The following is an 18,814-nucleotide window of genomic DNA, read 5'->3' as shown; positions in this document are numbered from 1 at the left end:
TATACTAAAAGAGTTTAGAATTCTTTGGCTTCGTCGTTTTCGTGTTTTTTAAGATATTCGATCACCTTCTCTAAAAATTTGGGGTTGTCTTTAAATCTACCTAGCCCCGTGTTGCAACTATCGCATATCCACTCCCTACCCTTGCCGGTTTTGTGGTCGTGGTCTCTTACTAATTGAGCTGTAACGCCCACAATGCTTCTTTTCTCGCAAATGGGGCAGACAAAAATGCTTCCTTTAGATGGGGCTTTTGCGTCCATTTTGGCTTTTTCTGCAGGCAAGAGTTTTATACCATCAATGTTTTTACGGCACTCTCTACAACTCGGTCTTGTTGTTTTATTGCCCTTCGCGTCTGTTTGGTTGATTTCAAAATCCTCTGTGCTTTTTAAAACATGGCAAATGTTGCAGATTTTAACGCCAAACCCCTTGCCTGTTTTCCAAATGTCGATAGTTTCTAAGTCTTCAAAGGCGACGCGTAGCATTTCATTGACACCGATAAACCACACTAAAGCGTATTTTCCATTAAGGGCTCTAACCACCCCCACTGAATTTTTTAACACATGGCTTAGGGGTTTTGTGGCGATCACAAAATCATTACATCGCATGTTTAAAAATCCCCATGTATTTATCCAACCTTTGTTGTGCCAAGTCTATATATTCTTGGCTAATGTCAATGCCGATAAAATTTCTTCGATTTAAAAAAGCCATTTTGCAAGTCGTGCCGCTCCCGCACATCGGGTCAAGCACAAGGTCCCCCTCATTGCTCCATGACAGGATATGGTCTTGGGCGAGTTGTTCGGGATAAGTGGCGGGGTGTTTAAACGCCTCTTTGTCGTTTGTGGTGCCGCCCAGCCCTACAGCGTAATACCAAATATTCGTTCTTGTTTTTTCCTTTTTTAATTCTCTTGGGACTTTATGGTTTTTGCCATCGGCTTTTTTGTTTGCCACCAACATTTCCACCCCATGCCTTGCAGTCGCCTCCTTAAGGGGGTTAAAAGTCTTGGGTTTGCCCTTAGAAAAAACGAACATGTATTCGTAGCTGTTTGTGTAGGCGTTGGATCGCATGAAGGGGGTGTTTTTCTTGGCATAAATCATCACATCATGCACATTAAACCCGATTTCTTGGAAGTAAAGGGCGTGCCTAAAGCTGGTGAGGCTCTTGTTGCCATTTTTGATTTTATCGCCCACCACCCACACAGCCACCCCACCCTTTTTAAGGACTCTAAAAATTTCACAAGCCATTTTTTCAAACTCAAAGGTGTAGCCATTGTAGTGACGCAAATCATCATAGGGCGGAGAGGTCAAAACCATATCCACGCCACCACTAGGCACATGGCTTTTTAAAAACGCCACCGCATCGCTGGCATATAACCGATTGAGAAAACCACTATCCATAAAAAACCTTGATTGCAATTTAGGGGCATTATACACGATTGGGGTGGCAGGGCAAATATTTAATTCTATCCGCCATGCTAAAAAGTGCGATAAACATCCATGTCAGTTGCCTGTGCATTTATTAGAAAGACTGCTTTTAATGAGTACAGAAGAGGGCGAGGTGGTGCTTGACCCCTTTTTGGGCACGGGCACCACCGCCCTAGCTGCCAAAAGACTACAAAGGCATTTCATCGGCTTTGAAAAGGATGCGCAGTATTGCCAAATCTCCACAGAAAAACTTAAACTTGAAAACTTTGTGTCTAAACTGGGTGATTCTTTTGTAAGTTTCTACTTAAATGAAATCGTAACGCTACGAGATAGTGATTGGAACAAGCTCAAGACCTTTTTTGAGATTCCAGAAGACATCAAAGAGATCGACACGCAAAAAATCGTTAAAAAGCAACTTCTTAGTTTATTTGTGTAGGTTCGGCTAATTTGGCACGCCAAGGATGCACGGCCAACTCAGTGGGGAGTTTAAATCTTTCGTTGCAACCAAATTCAGCGCGGGGAGTCTTGAGCGCATAGACTTAAAACTAAGATGCAATGTCAAAAAGGGATTGAAAAACTTTGCACACACGCAAAGTGTTACTGATACCAAGTCGGGCACAAAATTAGTTCTTAAGCATTTTATGCTCACACAAGGAACTTAAGCCCGCTGATATTTGCTTTGATGTATTATTAAGGTCTTATTTTGAGATTAGGGGAACTTCATGCAAGAGTCCTATGACGCGCTTTTTAAGAGTATGACCGAACGCCTAGAGAAATTAGAATCTTTAAATGCCCACAATGCTGATAAGAATCTCCATGTGGAGATCGAGAAAGGCGGTTTTGAGCGGCGCGATTTTATGAAGTGGGTGGGCGCGATGACAGCCACTTTAGCCCTGCCAGCTAGTTTTGCGCCGCTCACAGCCAAGGCGGTGGAGATGGCTAACCGCCTCCCTGTCATTTGGTTGCACATGGCTGAATGCACGGGGTGTAGCGAGAGTTTGCTTAGAAGCGAAGACCCTAGCATTGATAGCATCATTTTCGATTACATCAACTTGGAATACCATGAAACCATTATGGTTGCTAGCGGCCACCAAGCGGACTTAAGCCTAGAACAAGCCATTGAAAAGCACAAGGGCAATTATATTCTTATGGTGGAGGGGGGTATTCCTCAGGGCACAGAGTATTTTTTAACAATGGGTGCTTTGGCGCGCACGGGGGCTCAAGAGTGTATCCACGCTGCCAAGCACGCTAAGGCAATCTTTGCTATTGGGACTTGTTCTAGCTTTGGGGGCGTGCAAGCGGCTTATCCCAATCCCTCCAATGCGCAAGCCTTAAGTAAAATCATTTCTCAACCCATCATCAATGTCCCCGGTTGCCCCCCAAGTGAAAAAAACATCGTGGGCAATATCATTTACTTTTTGATGTTTGACGCGCTCCCTCGCTTGGATGCCTTCAATCGTCCTACATGGGCTTATGGACGGCGCGTGCATGATTTATGCGAAAGACGCGGACATTTTGACGCGGGCGAATTTGTGCAACATTTTGGCGATGAAAACGCTAAGGAGGGGTATTGTTTGTATAAAGTGGGCTGTAAGGGACCCTATACCTTTAATAACTGCTCCACTCTGCGCTTTAACTCGCATACCAGCTGGCCCATCCAAGCCGGGCATGGCTGTATTGGTTGCTCTGAACCCAATTTTTGGGACACCATGAGTCCCTTTGAAGAACCTATCTCTAACCGCTTGATTGTGCCCATTACCAGCGCGTTTGGAGGAGTAGGAGCAGATAGAGTTGCAGACAATGTAGGAATCATTGCCCTAAGTGCAGCTGGGATTGGCATAGCGATGCACGCCCTTTTAGCCGGATTAAAAAAAGATGATCAAGGAGATGCCTATGTCTAAAAAAATCATTGTCGATCCCATTACCCGCATTGAGGGGCATTTGCGTATTGAGGTCGTTGTAGATGATAACAATGTCATCACAGACGCGCATTCTTGCTCAACCCTCTTTAGGGGGCTAGAAACCATCATTAAAAATCGCGACCCTAGAGATGCGGGCTTTATCGCCCAACGCATTTGTGGGGTTTGTACTTATTCGCACTACAAGGCGGGCATTAGCGCGGTAGAGGACGCTTTAGGCATTGTGCCCCCTTTGAATGCCCAGCTTGTGCGCTCACTGATGAATATCGCACTCCTCTTGCATGATCATGTAGTGCATTTCTACACTTTGCACGGGCTAGATTGGTGCGATTTGTTGAGCGCTCTCAAAGCCGATCCCAAAAAAGCCAGCCAAATCGCCTTTGATTATTGCGACTATCCCTTAGACACGGGCGAGGACACTTTAAAAGCGGTGCAAAAACGCGTGGGGGATTTTGCCAAACAGGGCGCGCTGGGTCCCTTTGCCAATGGCTATTATGGGCATAAAACTTACCATTTGAGCCCGGAGCAAAATTTGATCGTGCTCTCACACTATCTAAATCTGCTTGCTATCCAGCGTGAGGCGGCAAAGATGACGGCGATCTTTGGGGCTAAACAACCCCATCCCCAAAGCCTCACGGTGGGGGGGATCACCTCCGTGCGCGATGTGCTTGATCCAACCCGTTTAGCCGAGTGGAAAAGCAAATTTGAGATTGTAAAAAACTTCGTAGAGCGCGCCTATTACCCGGATTTAGTGATGGCAGCCCAAATGTTTAAAAATGAACAAAGTGTTTTACATGGCTGTGGGGTGAAAAACTTCATCGCCCATGAAGAAATCTTGCTCAGTCGGGACAAATATTTATTGAGTTCGGGCGTGGTGCTCAATGGCGATCTAAACACCTTACACCCCATTAATGAAGATTGGATCAAAGAGGATGTAACGCACTCGTGGTATAAATACGACAGCAAAGAAACAGAACTCCACCCCTATGATGGGCAAACAACCCCCGATTATACCGGCTTTAAAGAGGGGCAGAGTATAGGACTAAGTGGCAAACTAGAACCTAGCAAGGTGCTAGACACTCAGGGCAAATATTCATGGATCAAAGCCCCGCGCTACAATGGCATGCCTATAGAAGTGGGACCCTTAGCCTCTTTGGTGGTAGGCTTGGCAGCTAAAAACCCACACACGACAAAAGTCGCTACCCAGTTTTTAAAAGATACAGGCTTGCCCACAGAGGCGATCTTTAGCACCCTAGGGCGCACGGCAGCGCGCTGTTTGGAAGCTAAGATTTTAGTGGAAAATGGGCTACAAGCTTGGGATTCGTTGGTAGAGAATTTAAAATCCGATCAAAGCACTTGCGCGCCCTATGTGATTGATAAGAATAAAGAATACAAGGGGCGTTATATTGGGCAAGTGCCAAGAGGTATGCTCAGTCATTGGGTGCGCATTAAAAACGGCGTGGTGGAGAATTATCAGGCGGTCGTGCCCTCTACTTGGAATGCGGGCGCGCGCGATGCAAAAGGGCAGAGCGGACCTTATGAGATGAGCTTAATAGGCACAAAAATCGCGGATTTGACTCAGCCCTTAGAAATCATCCGCACCATCCACTCCTTTGACCCTTGCATCGCCTGCTCGGTGCATGTGATGGATATCAAGGGGCGCGATTTTGGCGAGTTTAGAGTCGATCCTAGCTTTGCGCGCTTTGATAAAGCTAAAAAGGAGGACTGCCATGCCCCATCCCAATAACACCCGCTACTATGCGCATCAAGAGTATTCAGGTTGGGTGCGCTTTTTCCACTGGGTGCGCGCTTTGGCGATTTTTGTGTTAATGCTCACAGGCTTTTATATCGCCTTCCCCTTTCTGCAACCCCGCTCGAGTGTTTATACAAACATGTATTTCTTGCAAGCCTATATCCGTAGCGCGCATATCATGGTCGGCTTTGTCCTCATTGCCATCTCTCTTTTTAGGTTTTATCTCTTTTTCTTTGATCGCAAGAGTCGCGAGGAACGCCTTTCTGTTAAGGGAATTTTTAGCCTGCGCACTTGGCTAGATCAGCTTAAAATTTACTTTTTAATGGGCAGGTATTCTTTGCGTCAGGGGCTGTATAACCCCCTGCAATTTGTGGCGTATTTCTCTCTCTGCGCGCTTTTGGTGCTGGTGATCTTGAGCGGTATTGTGCTTTACTATAATGTTTATCATGAGGGTTTGGGCGCGCGCTTACAACCTCTTTTTCAATGGTTTGAGGTGTTGTGTGGGGGGCTCTCCAATGTGCGCTATATCCATCACTTAGCAACTTGGGGAATCTGTCTTTTTATTCCAGTGCATGTTTATATGGTCGTGTTCCACTCCCTGCGTTTCCCCGATGGGGGCGCGGATGTTATGGTGAGTGGTCGCCGTTATATAAAAGGCTAGCGTGTGGATATTTTGGTGCTAGGGGTGGGGAATATCTTACTAGGCGATGAGGGGGTTGGGGTGCATTTGTGCAACCAACTAGCCCATAATTACGCTTTTGACTACCCTCATAAATTAGAATTTATGGACGGGGGCACCATGGCGCAGGCTTTAATCCCCTGGATTGTGGAATACGATAAGGTTTTGATCTTGGATTGCGTGAGCGTGGCTAACGCGCGCGTGGGCGAAGTCTTTTGCTTTGACTTTGAAAGCATCCCCCCTGAGATCACTTGGGCGGGTAGCGCGCATGAGGTGGAGATGTTGCAAACCTTGAGATTGACCGCTTTAATGGGCGATCTACCGCCCACGACCATTATCGGACTTGTGCCCTCCATTGTGCAGGAACACACGACCTTTGAACTCAGCGCGGAAATGTTGCAAGGCGCGCAGGTGGCTAGGGATTGTGCGCTGGAAATTTTGAGTAAATGGGGCGTGCGCATATCCGCTAAAGCCAATGCACAAAGTTTAACAGAGATCGCACAACACTCTTATAGGATGGCACTATGATGGTTTTTAGATTTAAATTTGAGCTACTAGGAGAATTTGGCGCGCAGATTGGTGCGTTGTTCATGGATTTTTTAAGCGCGCACGCGCACGTGCTGGGTTTATCCTATGCGAACACTACAGAGTTTTTTTATTTACAAGCCAGTTTAGAGCAGGCAGAAGACTTTACCAACTTAATAAGCCAACGCCTCCCGCTTTCTTTGAGTTTTCGTTTTGTCAGCGTGGAGGTGGTGCAGGATAAGATAGAATGGCAGACACAAGAGAGATTAAAACCCTGCATTGATGTTTTAGAAGAGCGCGTAGCCTTAGAAGAAAATAGCGCGCATTTTGGCACACTAGAGCCTAGAATTTCAACTTTTATCTATGCCAATCAGCCATGCCAAACACCTACAGAGGTCCAAGCAGCCTTAGACGATATGGTGCGCCGTTTGCAGGCAGGTGAAACCCTCATTGTAGAAACCTCTAGGGGACAAAAGGCTCTTTCTTGCACGCCTAAGGAGGACTCAAAAGTATTGTTTTTAGATTTGGCGAGTGTGCTCTCTTTAACGCGCATGGATGCCAAGAGCGCGCAAACACTCTGCGCCTTTGAAAAACCCAATCTCATCGCAACTTTAAAAGAGGTCTTTGTAGAGGAGTTTAAGAGTTTAGAAATTTGCGCAGGACTGCCCTATGATTTTGGACTAGCGCTTTTAGGGCGTTGCTTACTACAAAAAGGCATTTCCTATCTCTTTTTAAGCGAGAATGCAGGCGCTAAAGCTAATTGGAGCTACACCTGCACTATTTTAAGCATTCCAGAGCAGGTTTTCAGTGTCGCTAAAAATGGGCTTTTGCTCCCCCACACGCGCACGACCATGAGCCCTACTTTAGAATTTGTCAGTCAAGAAGCCCCTAAAGAACCTCATCTTCTCATATATTTAAACTTTGATCGCCCTAGTTGCTTTTGGATTTATGATGAGGGCGACTATAAACAGCTCATGCGCTTAGATTTGCCCACCCATCCTAGCGCGCTCATTAAGCAACTCCAAAGCAATGCCAAGGGGCGCAAACTCTATGCCAACTACCAAAAAGCTTACCCGGAACTTTGCGCGCGCTTAGCCCAAGAACCCTTCACACCCCTAGAGTCTAGCGCGAATTTGATGGATTTTTTAGCTGGATTGGTGCAGGTGCTAGGCTTTAGCCCCATCCATGACACACGCGCCATCACCAACTATGCTAAAACATTTTTGCGCACCAAAGGTCCGCATATTGATTTTAAACTCACCAAAGACCCTCCCAACCTCAACCCCGCGCCCACTCTTAGAAGCGCGGTGAGCTACACGCTGGGGGGCACGGACGCGCCTACCATGTGCTTTGGCGTGCTCGACTCTTTAGCGGAGTTTTTAGGCAATATTATCTATGATGCGCACACCAAATTTAATTTAGGCAAGGTCTATTTGTGTGGAAATGTCTTTTTAGAAAAGGTCTTTTTAGACCTCTGCTTAGAGTATTTTCCTAGAGAATGCGCCCTAACCTTTCCTCTAAAATACATGGATTACCACACCCAAAGCACATGTGAGCAACAAGTGGCGCAGTCATAGGCTCTTGCAGGACTAGCTGATGCATAGACGCTGGGCACGCGTAGGTTTTGCGTCTCTATTGCTAGTTCTTGTCTTATTGGCATGCGCATGGCTCCTCACACGCGTCCATCCCAAAGATGAAACCCCTCAACCCCCCAAATGGAGTTTAGATAAAGGCACTTTTTTAAACGCCTCACAAGAGATTTATCATTCCATGTTAGGGGCGTTTCAAGAAACCACTAAGGGGATGTTGTGCCCTAAGGGCTTTGATCCAGACATCTACTCCATGGATATGGTGAAGAAATATGCCCCCACTTGGATTAATCTAGCTAGCAAAATGGTAGATGCGCTCCCCACTATCAAAGCCATCCAAGCGCAGTTGCCCTCACCCCTCGCCCAAGAAATTAGAAGTTTTGAAATTTTGCACGCTATTGCGCTCATGCGCTATAAGATTCCGGGCATGGATTGTTATGACGATCCCGATTTCTACACGATGGTGGGAGATCCTGAAATCCAACCTCTCAACCCAGAGGTCTTTTTAGAAAATTTTTCTACCAGTTTAGAGGTGGTCTATCCCCTACTCATACAGGCGTTCAAACAAGGCTTAGATTTAAAGGAATATCTACGCTTTTTGGGCGAAAAGTTGAATTGGGAGATGAGTCCCATGCTCGAATATAGCTTACCCAAAATGGTGCAAGATTTTTTCCACAATTTCCGCCTTATTGCCTTCAAACAACCCTGCCTCTATCTCACCCCCCAAAACACGATCCAAACCTTCCCCTCCAAAGAACCCCTTTGCCAAATCCTCAAAGACAACCCTCCTCATGTTAGCGCGCCCCTGCCTAAAGGTTTGGTGCAAGCCTTTCAAAATACTCAAGATTTTCTCATACAGGCTTTTAATGATCACGATGAAAAGGGGATGACCCTTGCACAGATCAAGCCCGCCCTAAGCCAACACCTACAAGCTATTATCCACGCCACCCCTCTGCTAGCCCCCCTCAAAGACAAAGAGTGGGATCACCTGCTAGATTACACGCAATTCCAGCTTTTAACTCTCTTGCAAGCTTATATGCGCAAAGTCAATGAAACGAGTAATGATCTGCACCGCATCATACGCCCCGCCACCTTTATTGCGCAAGATTATTTACACATGCTAGATTTGATCTACCCCTCTTTGCTCCAAGCTAAAAAGCAAGGACTTGATCTTAGCTTGTATTTAAAGGCCTTGCAAGTTTCTAAGCCCCTGCAAGCTAGACCCTGCAAAAATTCCTGTGATCCTATTCCTGATATCGTCTCTAGGGCATATCCTAAAGATTTAATGGGCATGGGTTTAGCCAAAAAATTAGCTTTACACCAAAGAATAGTCCCCAAGCCTTGCAATCGTAACTCTACCGACTATTGTATAGAGTGGGACGATCTCCAATGGGATTTAGCTAGCCAATGGCTTAAGAGTATGGATACGCACACCCAAGAAGTTTTTCAATTATGGGATTTGCACGCCCAAAGACGCGTGGAGGCGTTTTTGTATAACCAAGAGTTTTATATGGATAGTATCCGCAGGTCTGAACTCATCTCGGCGGAGCGTTTGCGCGCTAATCCCACCCCCTGCTTTGCTCCCCAATACCTAAGCGCGCAGAGCGTGCAAAATTGCCAACATATCTTTAAAGCCCAGAGTTTTAACCCCCTCTATTTTAAGGATTACATAAGAAGTGTTAGACTCTTGAGCATAGGCAATAGCCCCTGCTTGTATTTGAATGCTCAAGAACAATTAAGCGGTTTTGACTCCAAAGAACCCGCATGCCTTGCCCTGCAGGATTGGGCACTCTACACCCCGCCCAAAGAGCTCACTTTGCCCGCTGTGTTCTTACAAAACCTAGATTCTATGCACACCCAGATGCAGCACGCCCTGCAAAATGCCCCCTGCAAGCAAAACGCGCCCCTTTTAAAACCCCTCCTCCCCAGTCTAGAACAACAAGCCCAAAACGCCCTAGAATCTTTGCCCCTATTTGCGCACTTTAAAACTAAACTAGAGAAATACGACAAATACAGCGATGGCACCAATTTAAAACAGGTCATGGAAGGCGAAGCTGTTGCCTTAAAAAAACACATGCAAACCCAAGCGATCATCTTTCTCTTTGCCCTTTTGGAGGGTAACTCTAGCCCGTGCCAGAAAAACCCCCTCTCTACCCAAGAGATTGCCCAAACCTTGGTGCGTGTGCTTGACTTTCTCTACAAACCTCTGCGTTACCAATCTCTGCTATCTGTCTATGATGCCTCTGAATATGTGAGCTTCCTTGCCCATCGTGCCAAGGATAGACCCCAAGCGCAATGGGCGCATGTTTTAGCCCCCCTTATGGATGCGCATAAATTTGAAGAAAACAGCTACAATGGCAAACGCGCCTACGCGCTTTATCAAGATTATAAAATCGCTTTGCTAGCCTATCAAATGGTGCGCGCAATCCCCACGAAACTACTAAGTTGGGATTTAGCCACAGCCTTTAAAGAGTCCAACTCTTTAGGGTGTCAAGTAAGGCAAACAGATCCCTTAGACCTCTCTACTGCAAGTCTTGCTAGACTCTTGAAGCAACCAAGCCCATCGGGCGAGCTAAAGTTTTTTGCCCTCCAGCGTATCGCCCAATTCTTAGAAGGTTTGGAGGTGGTGCTCATGGATCAACATGCGGGGGATAGCGTATTTTACTTGCCTAAACACCCTAGCGCGTGTCTGCACCCTGAATACCTGCGCCCCAGCACCCAAGCACAATGTGCCAATATGTGTCATAGTTTAAGAAAATCTACTAGCCAACGCGATTGGTTTGATAAAAATGAGGGGCGGTAGTATTTAGGGCTAAATTTATGCTAGACTCTAAGCCTACACTATTTGGGAGGTTTTTTATGCAACAAGTTTTAGAAAAGTTAGAGCAAGAGCTCAAAAATGTCAAGCGGGCTATGCGTTTGGGCAAAAGTGCCCTAGAAGAGGGCTTAGAAGTGCAACAAGAGGCTGAGGAACTTCGCGCGAGTTTTAGCGCATTTTCTGAAGGTTTGGGCGGTGCGCTAAAGGCTTTAAGAGAGCATTATGCTAGCTTAAAAGAGGATGACTTAGAGCTAGAAAAAAGCTTGACTAAGCTAAAGCACGCCCAAGCTAAGATAGTTGCGTCTTTAAGCGCGCTAGAGAAACCCAATAGCGCCCAAGAGGTCTTAGAGGTGCTAGAGGGCTTGCAAAATAGCGTTACAGATTTAGAGGGCGTGCTAGGCGCGATTGCATCCAAACCCAGCCAGCCCACGCCCCAAAATTTTTCTACACCTAAGGGTGCTAAAAAATATGTCCCCCAAAGCAAAGAGGAGCTTAAAAAATTAGTCGCCGATGAGAGTGTGCATCTAGGGGATATTGACATTAGCAAGATTACGGATTTGAGTTATGTGTTTTCGCATTCAACTGGTGTGGGTGTGCCCCCAGCCTTCACCCGCAAAAACTTTGAAGGCTTAGAAACTTGGGATACTTCGCATGTAACCGACATGCGAAACATGTTTAATAATGCTATCCACTTTGACCATGATATTTCAAGTTGGAATGTGTCTAGGGTAGAATGCATGAGCGGTATGTTTTCTCATTGTATATGCTTTAATCAGCCCTTAAACAACTGGAATGTGTCTAGTGTCATGGAGATGTGGTGTATGTTTTTTTGTTGTGAGGATTTTAACCAGCCCCTAGATAACTGGGATGTGTCTAGTGTGGAAAAAATGGGAGGTATGTTTACTAAGTGCAAAAATTTTAATCAATCCCTAAATAATTGGAACATCTCCAGTGTAAAAAGCATAGATGGTATGTTTAATGGATGCTCTAGTTTTAACCAACCTTTGGATAACTGGGATGTGTCTAGGATTACAAATATGTATCGTATGTTTCAAGATTGTGAGAATTTTAACCAGTCTTTAGATGATTGGAATGTGTCTAGAGTGGAAGACATGCGTGCCATGTTTCAAGATTGTAAAAACTTTAATCAACACTTAAATAGCTGGGATGTTTCTAATGTTAAGGATATGAAACACATGTTTAATGGTTGCACTAGCTTTAACCAACCCTTAGGAGACTGGGATGTATCTAGTGTCAAAAACACTTTTGGCATGTTTGCTGGTTGCGAACAATTTAACCAACCTTTGGATAGTTGGGATGTGTCTAAGGTTAAGGATATGGATTGCATGTTTGATGATTGCGACCGCCTCACAACCCTCCCCCATTGGTATCGCGCCTAAGATTGCTTCAGCTACACCCCTAAACTTTAAGCCCCGCGCTTAAGAAGTAAAGCGCGCACTTAAGGGTGCTAGCTTGCCTTGACATGCCCGCCCTGCCCTGCTATCATAGTTGTTTAAGACTAGGAGAGTGCATGCAAGAGGGTGATAAAATTTTTGTAGCCGGGCATAGGGGCTTAGTGGGGCGCGCGCTAGTGGCGTGTTTGCAAGAGCAAGGTTTTAATAACTTAATTTTAAAAACCCATTCTGAGTTAGACTTAACACAGCAAAATGCGGTCGAACAATTTTTTGAGATAGAACGCCCCGACATCGTCATTTTAGCCGCGGCTAAAGTGGGGGGGATTTTGGCTAATAACACTTACCGCGCGGATTTTATCTACCAAAATTTAGCCATCCAAACCAACACAATCCACTGCGCCTACAAGTATGGGGTTAAAAAACTTCTCTTTTTAGGCTCCACTTGTATTTACCCCGGAGAGTGCCCTCAGCCTATTAAAGAGCAAGCCCTACTCACCAGCCCCCTAGAGTCCACTAACGAACCTTATGCTATTGCCAAAATCGCCGGGCTTAAGATGTGCGAATCTTACAACGCCCAGTATGGGACTCATTTTATCAGCGCGATGCCCACCAATTTATACGGCGAGCATGATAACTTCGATCTGCAAAACTCCCATGTTGTGCCCGCGCTCTTAAGAAAAATGCACCTAGCCCATTTGCTAGAAAACAACCGCCTAGATTTGGTGTTGCAAGATTTGCAAGTGTCTAGCCAACAAGAAGCCTTAAATCTCTTAGAACAACACGGAGTGAGCGCACAAGGGGTGCAAATTTGGGGCAGTGGCGCGCCTAGACGCGAGTTTTTACATGTGCGTGATTTAGCCCGGGGGTGCGTATTCCTCTTAAAACACCAACAAGCTAGTGCTACACTCAATCATACCAACATTGGCACAGGGGAGGATATTAGCATTAGAGATTTAGCCAACTTGATTAAAGAGATTGTGGGCTTTAGGGGAGCGTTGGTTTTTGACACCTCTAAGCCCGATGGGACTTTGTTAAAGTGTAGCGATGTGAGTAAAATCGCTAGTTTGGGCTGGAGGGCAAGTATTCCCTTAAGAAAGGGCATTGAAGAAGTGTATCAATGGTATCAAAACAGGTAAGAAAACATTCTTGGGCTATCATCTCTATTTTCTTATTCTTCTTTATGCCTAGTTTTGGCTTAGGCGCACACACACCTACAAATCCCCAAGAACAAGCCTTTTTCAAGGCGGCTAAGGACCTCTATGATTCGCTTGTAAATGCCCACAACACCGCCTTAAAAGTGGCTCTTAAGGCAGAATGCGTGCCTAGCCAAATGGACCAATCGGCGATGACCCCACAGGTCGTGGCACGGCGTTACAAAACATGGATTAGCCTAGCTACCCAAATGATAGACCATGTGCCTTTTATGGCGCGCTTAAAAAACCTCCCCCTTTACAACCAAATTAGGAGCTTTGAGGCCTTGCATGTCTTGGCAATAGTGCGCGCTAAGATTAATAACGAGGTAGATTGTGAGGACGCGCTAGAACACGGCGCACCCCCTCCAAAGCCCCTTGAAGCTCAAAAACTCTTAGAGGTCTTGCAACAAAACCTAGAGTTTTTTTGCCCCTTACTACTCAACGCCTCTAAACAGGGCTTGCCCTTAGAATCTTTTTTGCGCACTTTAAATTGGGGAACTGGCTTTGTGTTCAGCACATACGATTACCAAAGCGCCCTGCTAGCACAACTGCACTTCTCCTCAGAGGACTACGACACCAAGCTCAAAACCTTAAAAGACATGTTAGCCAAAGATTCCTCGCCGACTATCTTGCGCCTTAAAATCCTAAGAGCGGGTCTAGATAATTTCCTCTTCAATAGATTCGATTATGGGATTGACGGGCAAGAAGAAATGGCTTACTATAAACAGGTCCAAAAAATTCTAGGCTTGAGCCTGCAAGATATACAGCGTTGGAAAAATTATTACGCTTATCGCTTTCAAACTTGGTTAAATGGTGTGCGCGCCCTAAGCACCTCTAAGCCCCCTATTCCTCTTGATCGTCTAAATATCTATGACTGCCTCAATGCCTCTAAAGAAGACATCCTAGCGTGCCAAGCCTTCTTAAAGAATCCCAGTGCGCCTCTCTATTATTACTTCCGCATAAGCCGCCTCATCGCCTTTGGTAATCAACCCTGCCTCTATCTCACCCCCCAAAACACGATCCAAGCCTTCCCCTCCAAAGACCCCCTTTGTCAGAGCTTACAAGCAAACCCTCCCCAAATGGGTGTAGTTGTGCCCTCCAATTTAGTCAAAGCCTTTCAAGAGGCACAAGACACCTTAATGTACATGTTAGATACACCCCCCCATGACCTCAAACCTTTTAAAAAACGCCTGCAAGCCATTTTGCAAGCCACCCCCCTAGCCTCTCTGCGGGGGGCTAAATGGCATCATTTGCTCGATTACGAACGCCTCCATCTTTTAGCCCTTCTGAGAGGTTCTTTGGGCTCTTTTGATTTTGACATGGATAAACACTATCCTGCATTCATTTCTGCCCCCATGTTGGCATACCATTACCTCCATCTGATCCATTTTTTCTACACCCCCTTAATAGAAGCCACTAAGCAAGGCTTAGACCCTAGCGTGTATTTAAAAGACCTCAAAAAATCCGCCCCCAAATTCCCCAACCCCTGCGCCCAAGATAAACTCTGCGCGCGCCCTGACAATACTCCAGAGAGCCCGTGGCTTGAAGATTTTAGAATCGCCAAATTAGGTAGTTATCTTGTAAGGAGGTATAAAGATGGTTATTCTTCTGAAAGTATTTCCCCTGTAGACTGGAATGTTCCCGCGTGGGATGAAAAGCGCGGGTTTTTATTTTATAGGGATTTAGCCAAATGGTGGACTCCTAAAGAGGCCCCGCTATGGGATTTGTATTATAAAAAACGCATTGAGGCGTTTTTTGCCAACAAAGACTTTTATATAGACACGCTATTACACCCAGAAAAAATTTCTGCAGATCGCTTGCGTGCCAACCCCACCCCCTGCTTCACCCCCAAATATTTAAACCAGCAGAGCGTGCACGACTGCCAACTAATCCTAGAAAAGCAAAGCTTTAACCAATCTAAAATCCGCGACTATTTAGAAAGCATGAGACTTTTAAGCGTGGATAATAGCCCCTGCTTGTATCTACACGCCAAAGAGCAATTACGCGGCTTTAACTCTAAAAACCCCCTCTGTCAAGCCCTGCAAACACGACCCCCTAATTTCTCTCCCCCAAGCCATATTTTAAAAAGGACACTTGTCAACCGATGAAAAAACATGCAGTATGGCCATGGTTTGTGATCCCTACCTTTCTAGCAGTCTTTTTACTGAGCTTTTGGTTTATCGCGCGCGCCCAGCACACACCCCCCAACAGCGCGCAATTCCCCCTAGACAAAGAGGCTTTTTACCAAGCCAGCCAAAACCTTTATGACTCCATCCTCAAGGCTGTTAAAGAGACCTCCAAGGAGGCAACTTGCAACCATGTAGACACCACTATTTATGATGCTGGCGAGCTCTACGACCATGCCAAGGCTTGGATTGATCTAGCTACAAAAATGGTAGATGCACTCCCTACAATTAAGCAGATTCAAGCCAGTTTGCCCAAGCCCCTAGCCATGCGCATTAGAAGCTTTGAAATTCTGCATGTCTTTTTTTTGGTGCGCGACAAAATTCCTAGTGTGAGTTGTTATAGTGATCTCTCCCCAGATGACATCTATGCCGATGGTGTCTTTAATCCTGATCCGCTTGACAAAGAAGCCTTATTAGAAAATTTTTCTACCAGTTTAAAGCTAGTTTATGCGCTCCTGATCCAAAGCGCGCAACAAGGGCTCGATGTGAGTGCTTACCTGCACTTTTTGGGGCAACAGACTAGCATCTCTAAACCTGAAGGATTTGAGGCGGAGGGCTTTTTAAAAGATCGCAATCTCGCCTCTGCAAACCCTACGATCTTCGCACAACTAAAAACTCTGTATTTGAGCGCAAGACCTATTCCCGGGCTGAGTATTTTTAGCATCGAATTAGGACCCTATACCGGTGAGGCTTATTACAATGAAATGTTCAAGCCTTTGGGCTTGGATGTAGAATTTTTTCAGGCGTTGAGTCAATCCTATGTTGCTGCACTTTATGTGCGCGCTGATGGTTTGCAAGAGATGGCCAGTCAAACTAAGCCCCTAGAGCAAACCCTTAAGAGTTTCCCCCATCTTTGCTTTAACACGGCATTATCTAAGCAGATGAAGGCAACATGCCACGATGTCTTGGCACGCCCTAATGCCCCCTTGCAAAAGTATTTACGCGCCTTTCGCCTCATAGGCTTTGACAACCAACCCTGCCTCTATCTCACCCCCCAAAACACCCTCAAAACTTTCCGCTCTAAAAATCCCCTTTGCCGTGTGTTGCAAGCCCACCCCCCTCAAATGGGCGCGCCACTACCTAAAGACTTGATGATAGCTTTTCAAAACGCTCAAGATTTTCTCAAAAATATATGGAATTCTCCTATGGATCAGGATGGCTACCTGCATCCCCCCTCCAATTGGTTTTTGACCCTGCAACAATATGTCCGTGCCATTTTACAAGCCACCCCCCTAGCCTCTCTGCAAGGCTCTAAGTGGGCTTACTTGTTAGATTATGAGAGCCTGCATCTCTTAGCCCTCTTACAAGGCTCGATTGCTCGATTCGACCCATCAAATTGGTCTATAGAGCCCCTGCTCTTTCTTGCTAGCACCCCCGCCCCCCTATTAGCTCAAGAATACGCACGCCTACTAGACTTCATCTACACCCCCCTCATCCAAGCGCACCAACAAGGGCTCGATCCTAACGCGTATTTAAGCGATCTTAAAACCTATTATAACTCCACCCATGTTTGTGAAACTAAAGACGCTTGCGCCCTACCCGCTGACATCCCCCCTAGCCCATGGCTAGAAGATTTTAAAAGTGCGCAACTGGCATGGGATCTAATTTGGGACAAGGATAAGTTTCATCTCCCTCTTGGCAGTGCTTGGGCTATGGATTGGTACGATGCCAAAGCTAGATGGTTGAAGAATCTTTCTGTTAACCAACAGCAGACCCTTAAACTATGGAATTTGCACTATAGGGCGCGCGTAGAGGCGTTTTTTTATAGCAAAAACTATTATATAGATACTCTCAAACACCCCGAGTACCTCTCTGCATGGTTGTTGCGCACCAACCCCACCCCCTGCTTTCACCCCAAATACCTAAGCCCAGCTAGCGTACAAAATTGCCAGCAAATCTTCAACACCCAAAGTTTTAGCCCCTCTGCGTATCGCGCTTATCTCACAACCTTTAGGCTCTTGAGCTTTGATAATAACCCCTGCTTGTATCTGCACACTAAGGATCAATTACGCGGCTTTAACTCTAAAAACCCTCTCTGTAAGGCCCTACAAGCGTGGGCACTCTACTCCCCTCCCAAAGAGATCGCCCTAGCTGCGCTATTTTTGCAACGCCTAGATACCATGCACACGCGCCTAGAAAACGCCCTACAAGAGGCGCATGCACAAGACCCCACCTGCAAGCAAGATCACGCGAGTCTGTTGCAAAGCGTGTTGCCTGAATTGGAACAACAAGCCCAAAGCGCGCTAGAATCTCTGCCTTTACTGGCTAATTTTAAACCCAACAATGATAAAGAAAAAGCGTTATTAAAGCGTATCCAACAACAAGCGATGTTGTTTCTCTTTGCCCTCTTAGAGGGGGGTTCTAAGGATAATTGCCAAAAAAACACCCCCGCTTCTACAAAAGAAATCGCCCAAACTTTTATGCGTGCTCTAAATTTTATCTACCAACCCCTCATGCGCGCCCACGCGCAAGGGTTAGATGCGGTGTGGTATGTGCACACCCTAGCGCGGATTCAAGAGTTTAAATATGGGGGAGGTTGTGGGGATTTGGGCAGAAGAATGCAGGATTTTATCAATAGTCGTCCTGAGTTAGGAAATGCCTATGATGGGCGCATTGCCTACACCATTTACCAAGACTTTGATAGCGTGTCCTTAGTTTACGACCTCATCATGGGCAATTCTAATCCCCATCTGGGCTACAATCTGCTCAACGCGCTCAAAATAGCCCGCACCCATGCGCGCCAAAAAGACTCTAAGGGGCAATGTATTTGTATCTGTTCTTGTAGCCTAGATGAGGACACGCATTTTTGGGGCAATTACTGCCTACCTACCAATCAAAATGACAATTATAAAGCCCTTGACCCTTCTAAAGAGAAAACCGCTACCCTGATGGACGAACAACAGCCCCTACGCCCTGTAAATTTCTTTGCCTTGAGGCGAGTCGCCCAGTTTTTAGAGAATCAAGGGACTTTGGAGATCGATCGCAATGATGATCTTTATAACACCTCCACGCTTTACAACGCCTCTACTTTCTTTTCTAAATACCCCGGGGCATGTTTGCGCCCGGAATATTTGCGTGCGAACACACAGGCGGAGTGCGCGCAGATGTTTAAGAGTGAACAATACGATGTGTCCGCCTTGAAGGCGTATTTGCAGGATTATATAATGGTGAGCATGCAAGGCGTGCCTTGTTTGTATTTAGATGAGAAAAAACAGGTTAAGGGCTTGGGTTCTGCTAGTAGGCTATGCCAAAGCTTGCTAAAACCCTTGAGTAAAAAGGGATGGTTTTATCACGATGAAGGACATTAGGGGATGGGTG

Annotated in this window: 13 protein-coding genes; 11 read left to right on the top strand and 2 right to left on the bottom strand. The window is 46.0% G+C overall.

Annotation, left to right across the window (positions count from 1 at the left end; translation table 11 throughout):
- Positions 1-14: 14 nt before the first annotated feature.
- Both HFELIS_RS06430 and HFELIS_RS06425 read right to left on the bottom strand, forming a co-directional pair.
- Positions 15-602: an Hpy99I family type II restriction endonuclease gene (locus HFELIS_RS06430; RefSeq protein ID WP_013469735.1), complete on the bottom strand. Its 588-nt coding sequence runs from the start codon at positions 600-602 to the stop codon at positions 15-17.
- Positions 592-1,392 (bottom strand): DNA-methyltransferase, encoded by an 801-nt coding sequence (locus HFELIS_RS06425; RefSeq protein WP_013469734.1) that lies wholly within the window; start codon positions 1,390-1,392, stop codon positions 592-594. Before HFELIS_RS06425 ends, HFELIS_RS06430 begins: the two co-directional genes overlap by 11 nt.
- Before the next feature lie 43 nt (positions 1,393-1,435).
- Between HFELIS_RS06425 and HFELIS_RS06420 the strand changes: the two genes are divergently transcribed.
- The 11 genes from HFELIS_RS06420 (at position 1,436) to HFELIS_RS08540 (ending at position 18,804) form a co-directional block, all read left to right on the top strand.
- Entirely contained in the window at positions 1,436-1,855 is a 420-nt protein-coding gene (locus tag HFELIS_RS06420; RefSeq protein ID WP_049776960.1) for a DNA-methyltransferase, read from the top strand.
- 286 nt (positions 1,856-2,141) lie between these two features.
- On the top strand, positions 2,142-3,320 hold the full coding sequence (locus tag HFELIS_RS06410) for a hydrogenase small subunit (protein ID WP_013469731.1): 1,179 nt from the start codon (positions 2,142-2,144) through the stop codon (positions 3,318-3,320).
- Complete coding sequence (locus HFELIS_RS06405) at positions 3,313-5,085, top strand: nickel-dependent hydrogenase large subunit (RefSeq protein WP_013469730.1); 1,773 nt, start codon at positions 3,313-3,315, stop codon at positions 5,083-5,085. Before HFELIS_RS06410 ends, HFELIS_RS06405 begins: the two co-directional genes overlap by 8 nt.
- Complete coding sequence (gene cybH, locus HFELIS_RS06400) at positions 5,069-5,752, top strand: Ni/Fe-hydrogenase, b-type cytochrome subunit (protein ID WP_013469729.1); 684 nt, start codon at positions 5,069-5,071, stop codon at positions 5,750-5,752. Before HFELIS_RS06405 ends, cybH begins: the two co-directional genes overlap by 17 nt.
- Before the next feature lie 3 nt (positions 5,753-5,755).
- Positions 5,756-6,298, top strand: coding sequence for a HyaD/HybD family hydrogenase maturation endopeptidase (locus HFELIS_RS06395; protein WP_013469728.1), 543 nt, complete (start codon positions 5,756-5,758; stop codon positions 6,296-6,298).
- Complete coding sequence (locus HFELIS_RS06390) at positions 6,295-7,872, top strand: hypothetical protein (protein ID WP_013469727.1); 1,578 nt, start codon at positions 6,295-6,297, stop codon at positions 7,870-7,872. The genes HFELIS_RS06395 and HFELIS_RS06390 overlap by 4 nt, the downstream gene beginning before the upstream one ends.
- A gap of 19 nt (positions 7,873-7,891) precedes the next feature.
- The gene (locus HFELIS_RS08545) at positions 7,892-10,687 is read left to right on the top strand and encodes a hypothetical protein (protein WP_013469726.1); all 2,796 of its coding nucleotides are present in this window, start codon (positions 7,892-7,894) and stop codon (positions 10,685-10,687) included.
- A 56-nt stretch (positions 10,688-10,743) separates the two neighbouring features.
- Positions 10,744-12,102, top strand: coding sequence for a BspA family leucine-rich repeat surface protein (locus tag HFELIS_RS06380; protein WP_013469725.1), 1,359 nt, complete (start codon positions 10,744-10,746; stop codon positions 12,100-12,102).
- Between the two features lie 131 nt (positions 12,103-12,233).
- A complete protein-coding gene (locus HFELIS_RS06375; RefSeq protein ID WP_013469724.1) occupies positions 12,234-13,253 on the top strand; it encodes a GDP-L-fucose synthase family protein in 1,020 nt (339 codons plus the stop codon).
- On the top strand, positions 13,235-15,418 hold the full coding sequence (locus HFELIS_RS06370) for a hypothetical protein (protein ID WP_013469723.1): 2,184 nt from the start codon (positions 13,235-13,237) through the stop codon (positions 15,416-15,418). The genes HFELIS_RS06375 and HFELIS_RS06370 overlap by 19 nt, the downstream gene beginning before the upstream one ends.
- Positions 15,415-18,804: a hypothetical protein gene (locus tag HFELIS_RS08540; protein ID WP_013469722.1), complete on the top strand. Its 3,390-nt coding sequence runs from the start codon at positions 15,415-15,417 to the stop codon at positions 18,802-18,804. The genes HFELIS_RS06370 and HFELIS_RS08540 overlap by 4 nt, the downstream gene beginning before the upstream one ends.
- The last annotated feature ends 10 nt before the right edge of the window (positions 18,805-18,814 follow it).

This window comes from Helicobacter felis ATCC 49179, assembly GCF_000200595.1.
Taxonomy (GTDB): Bacteria; Campylobacterota; Campylobacteria; order Campylobacterales; family Helicobacteraceae; genus Helicobacter; species Helicobacter felis.
Note: the sequence above shows the minus strand (reverse complement) of the source record. Positions and strands in the feature narration are given on the sequence as shown.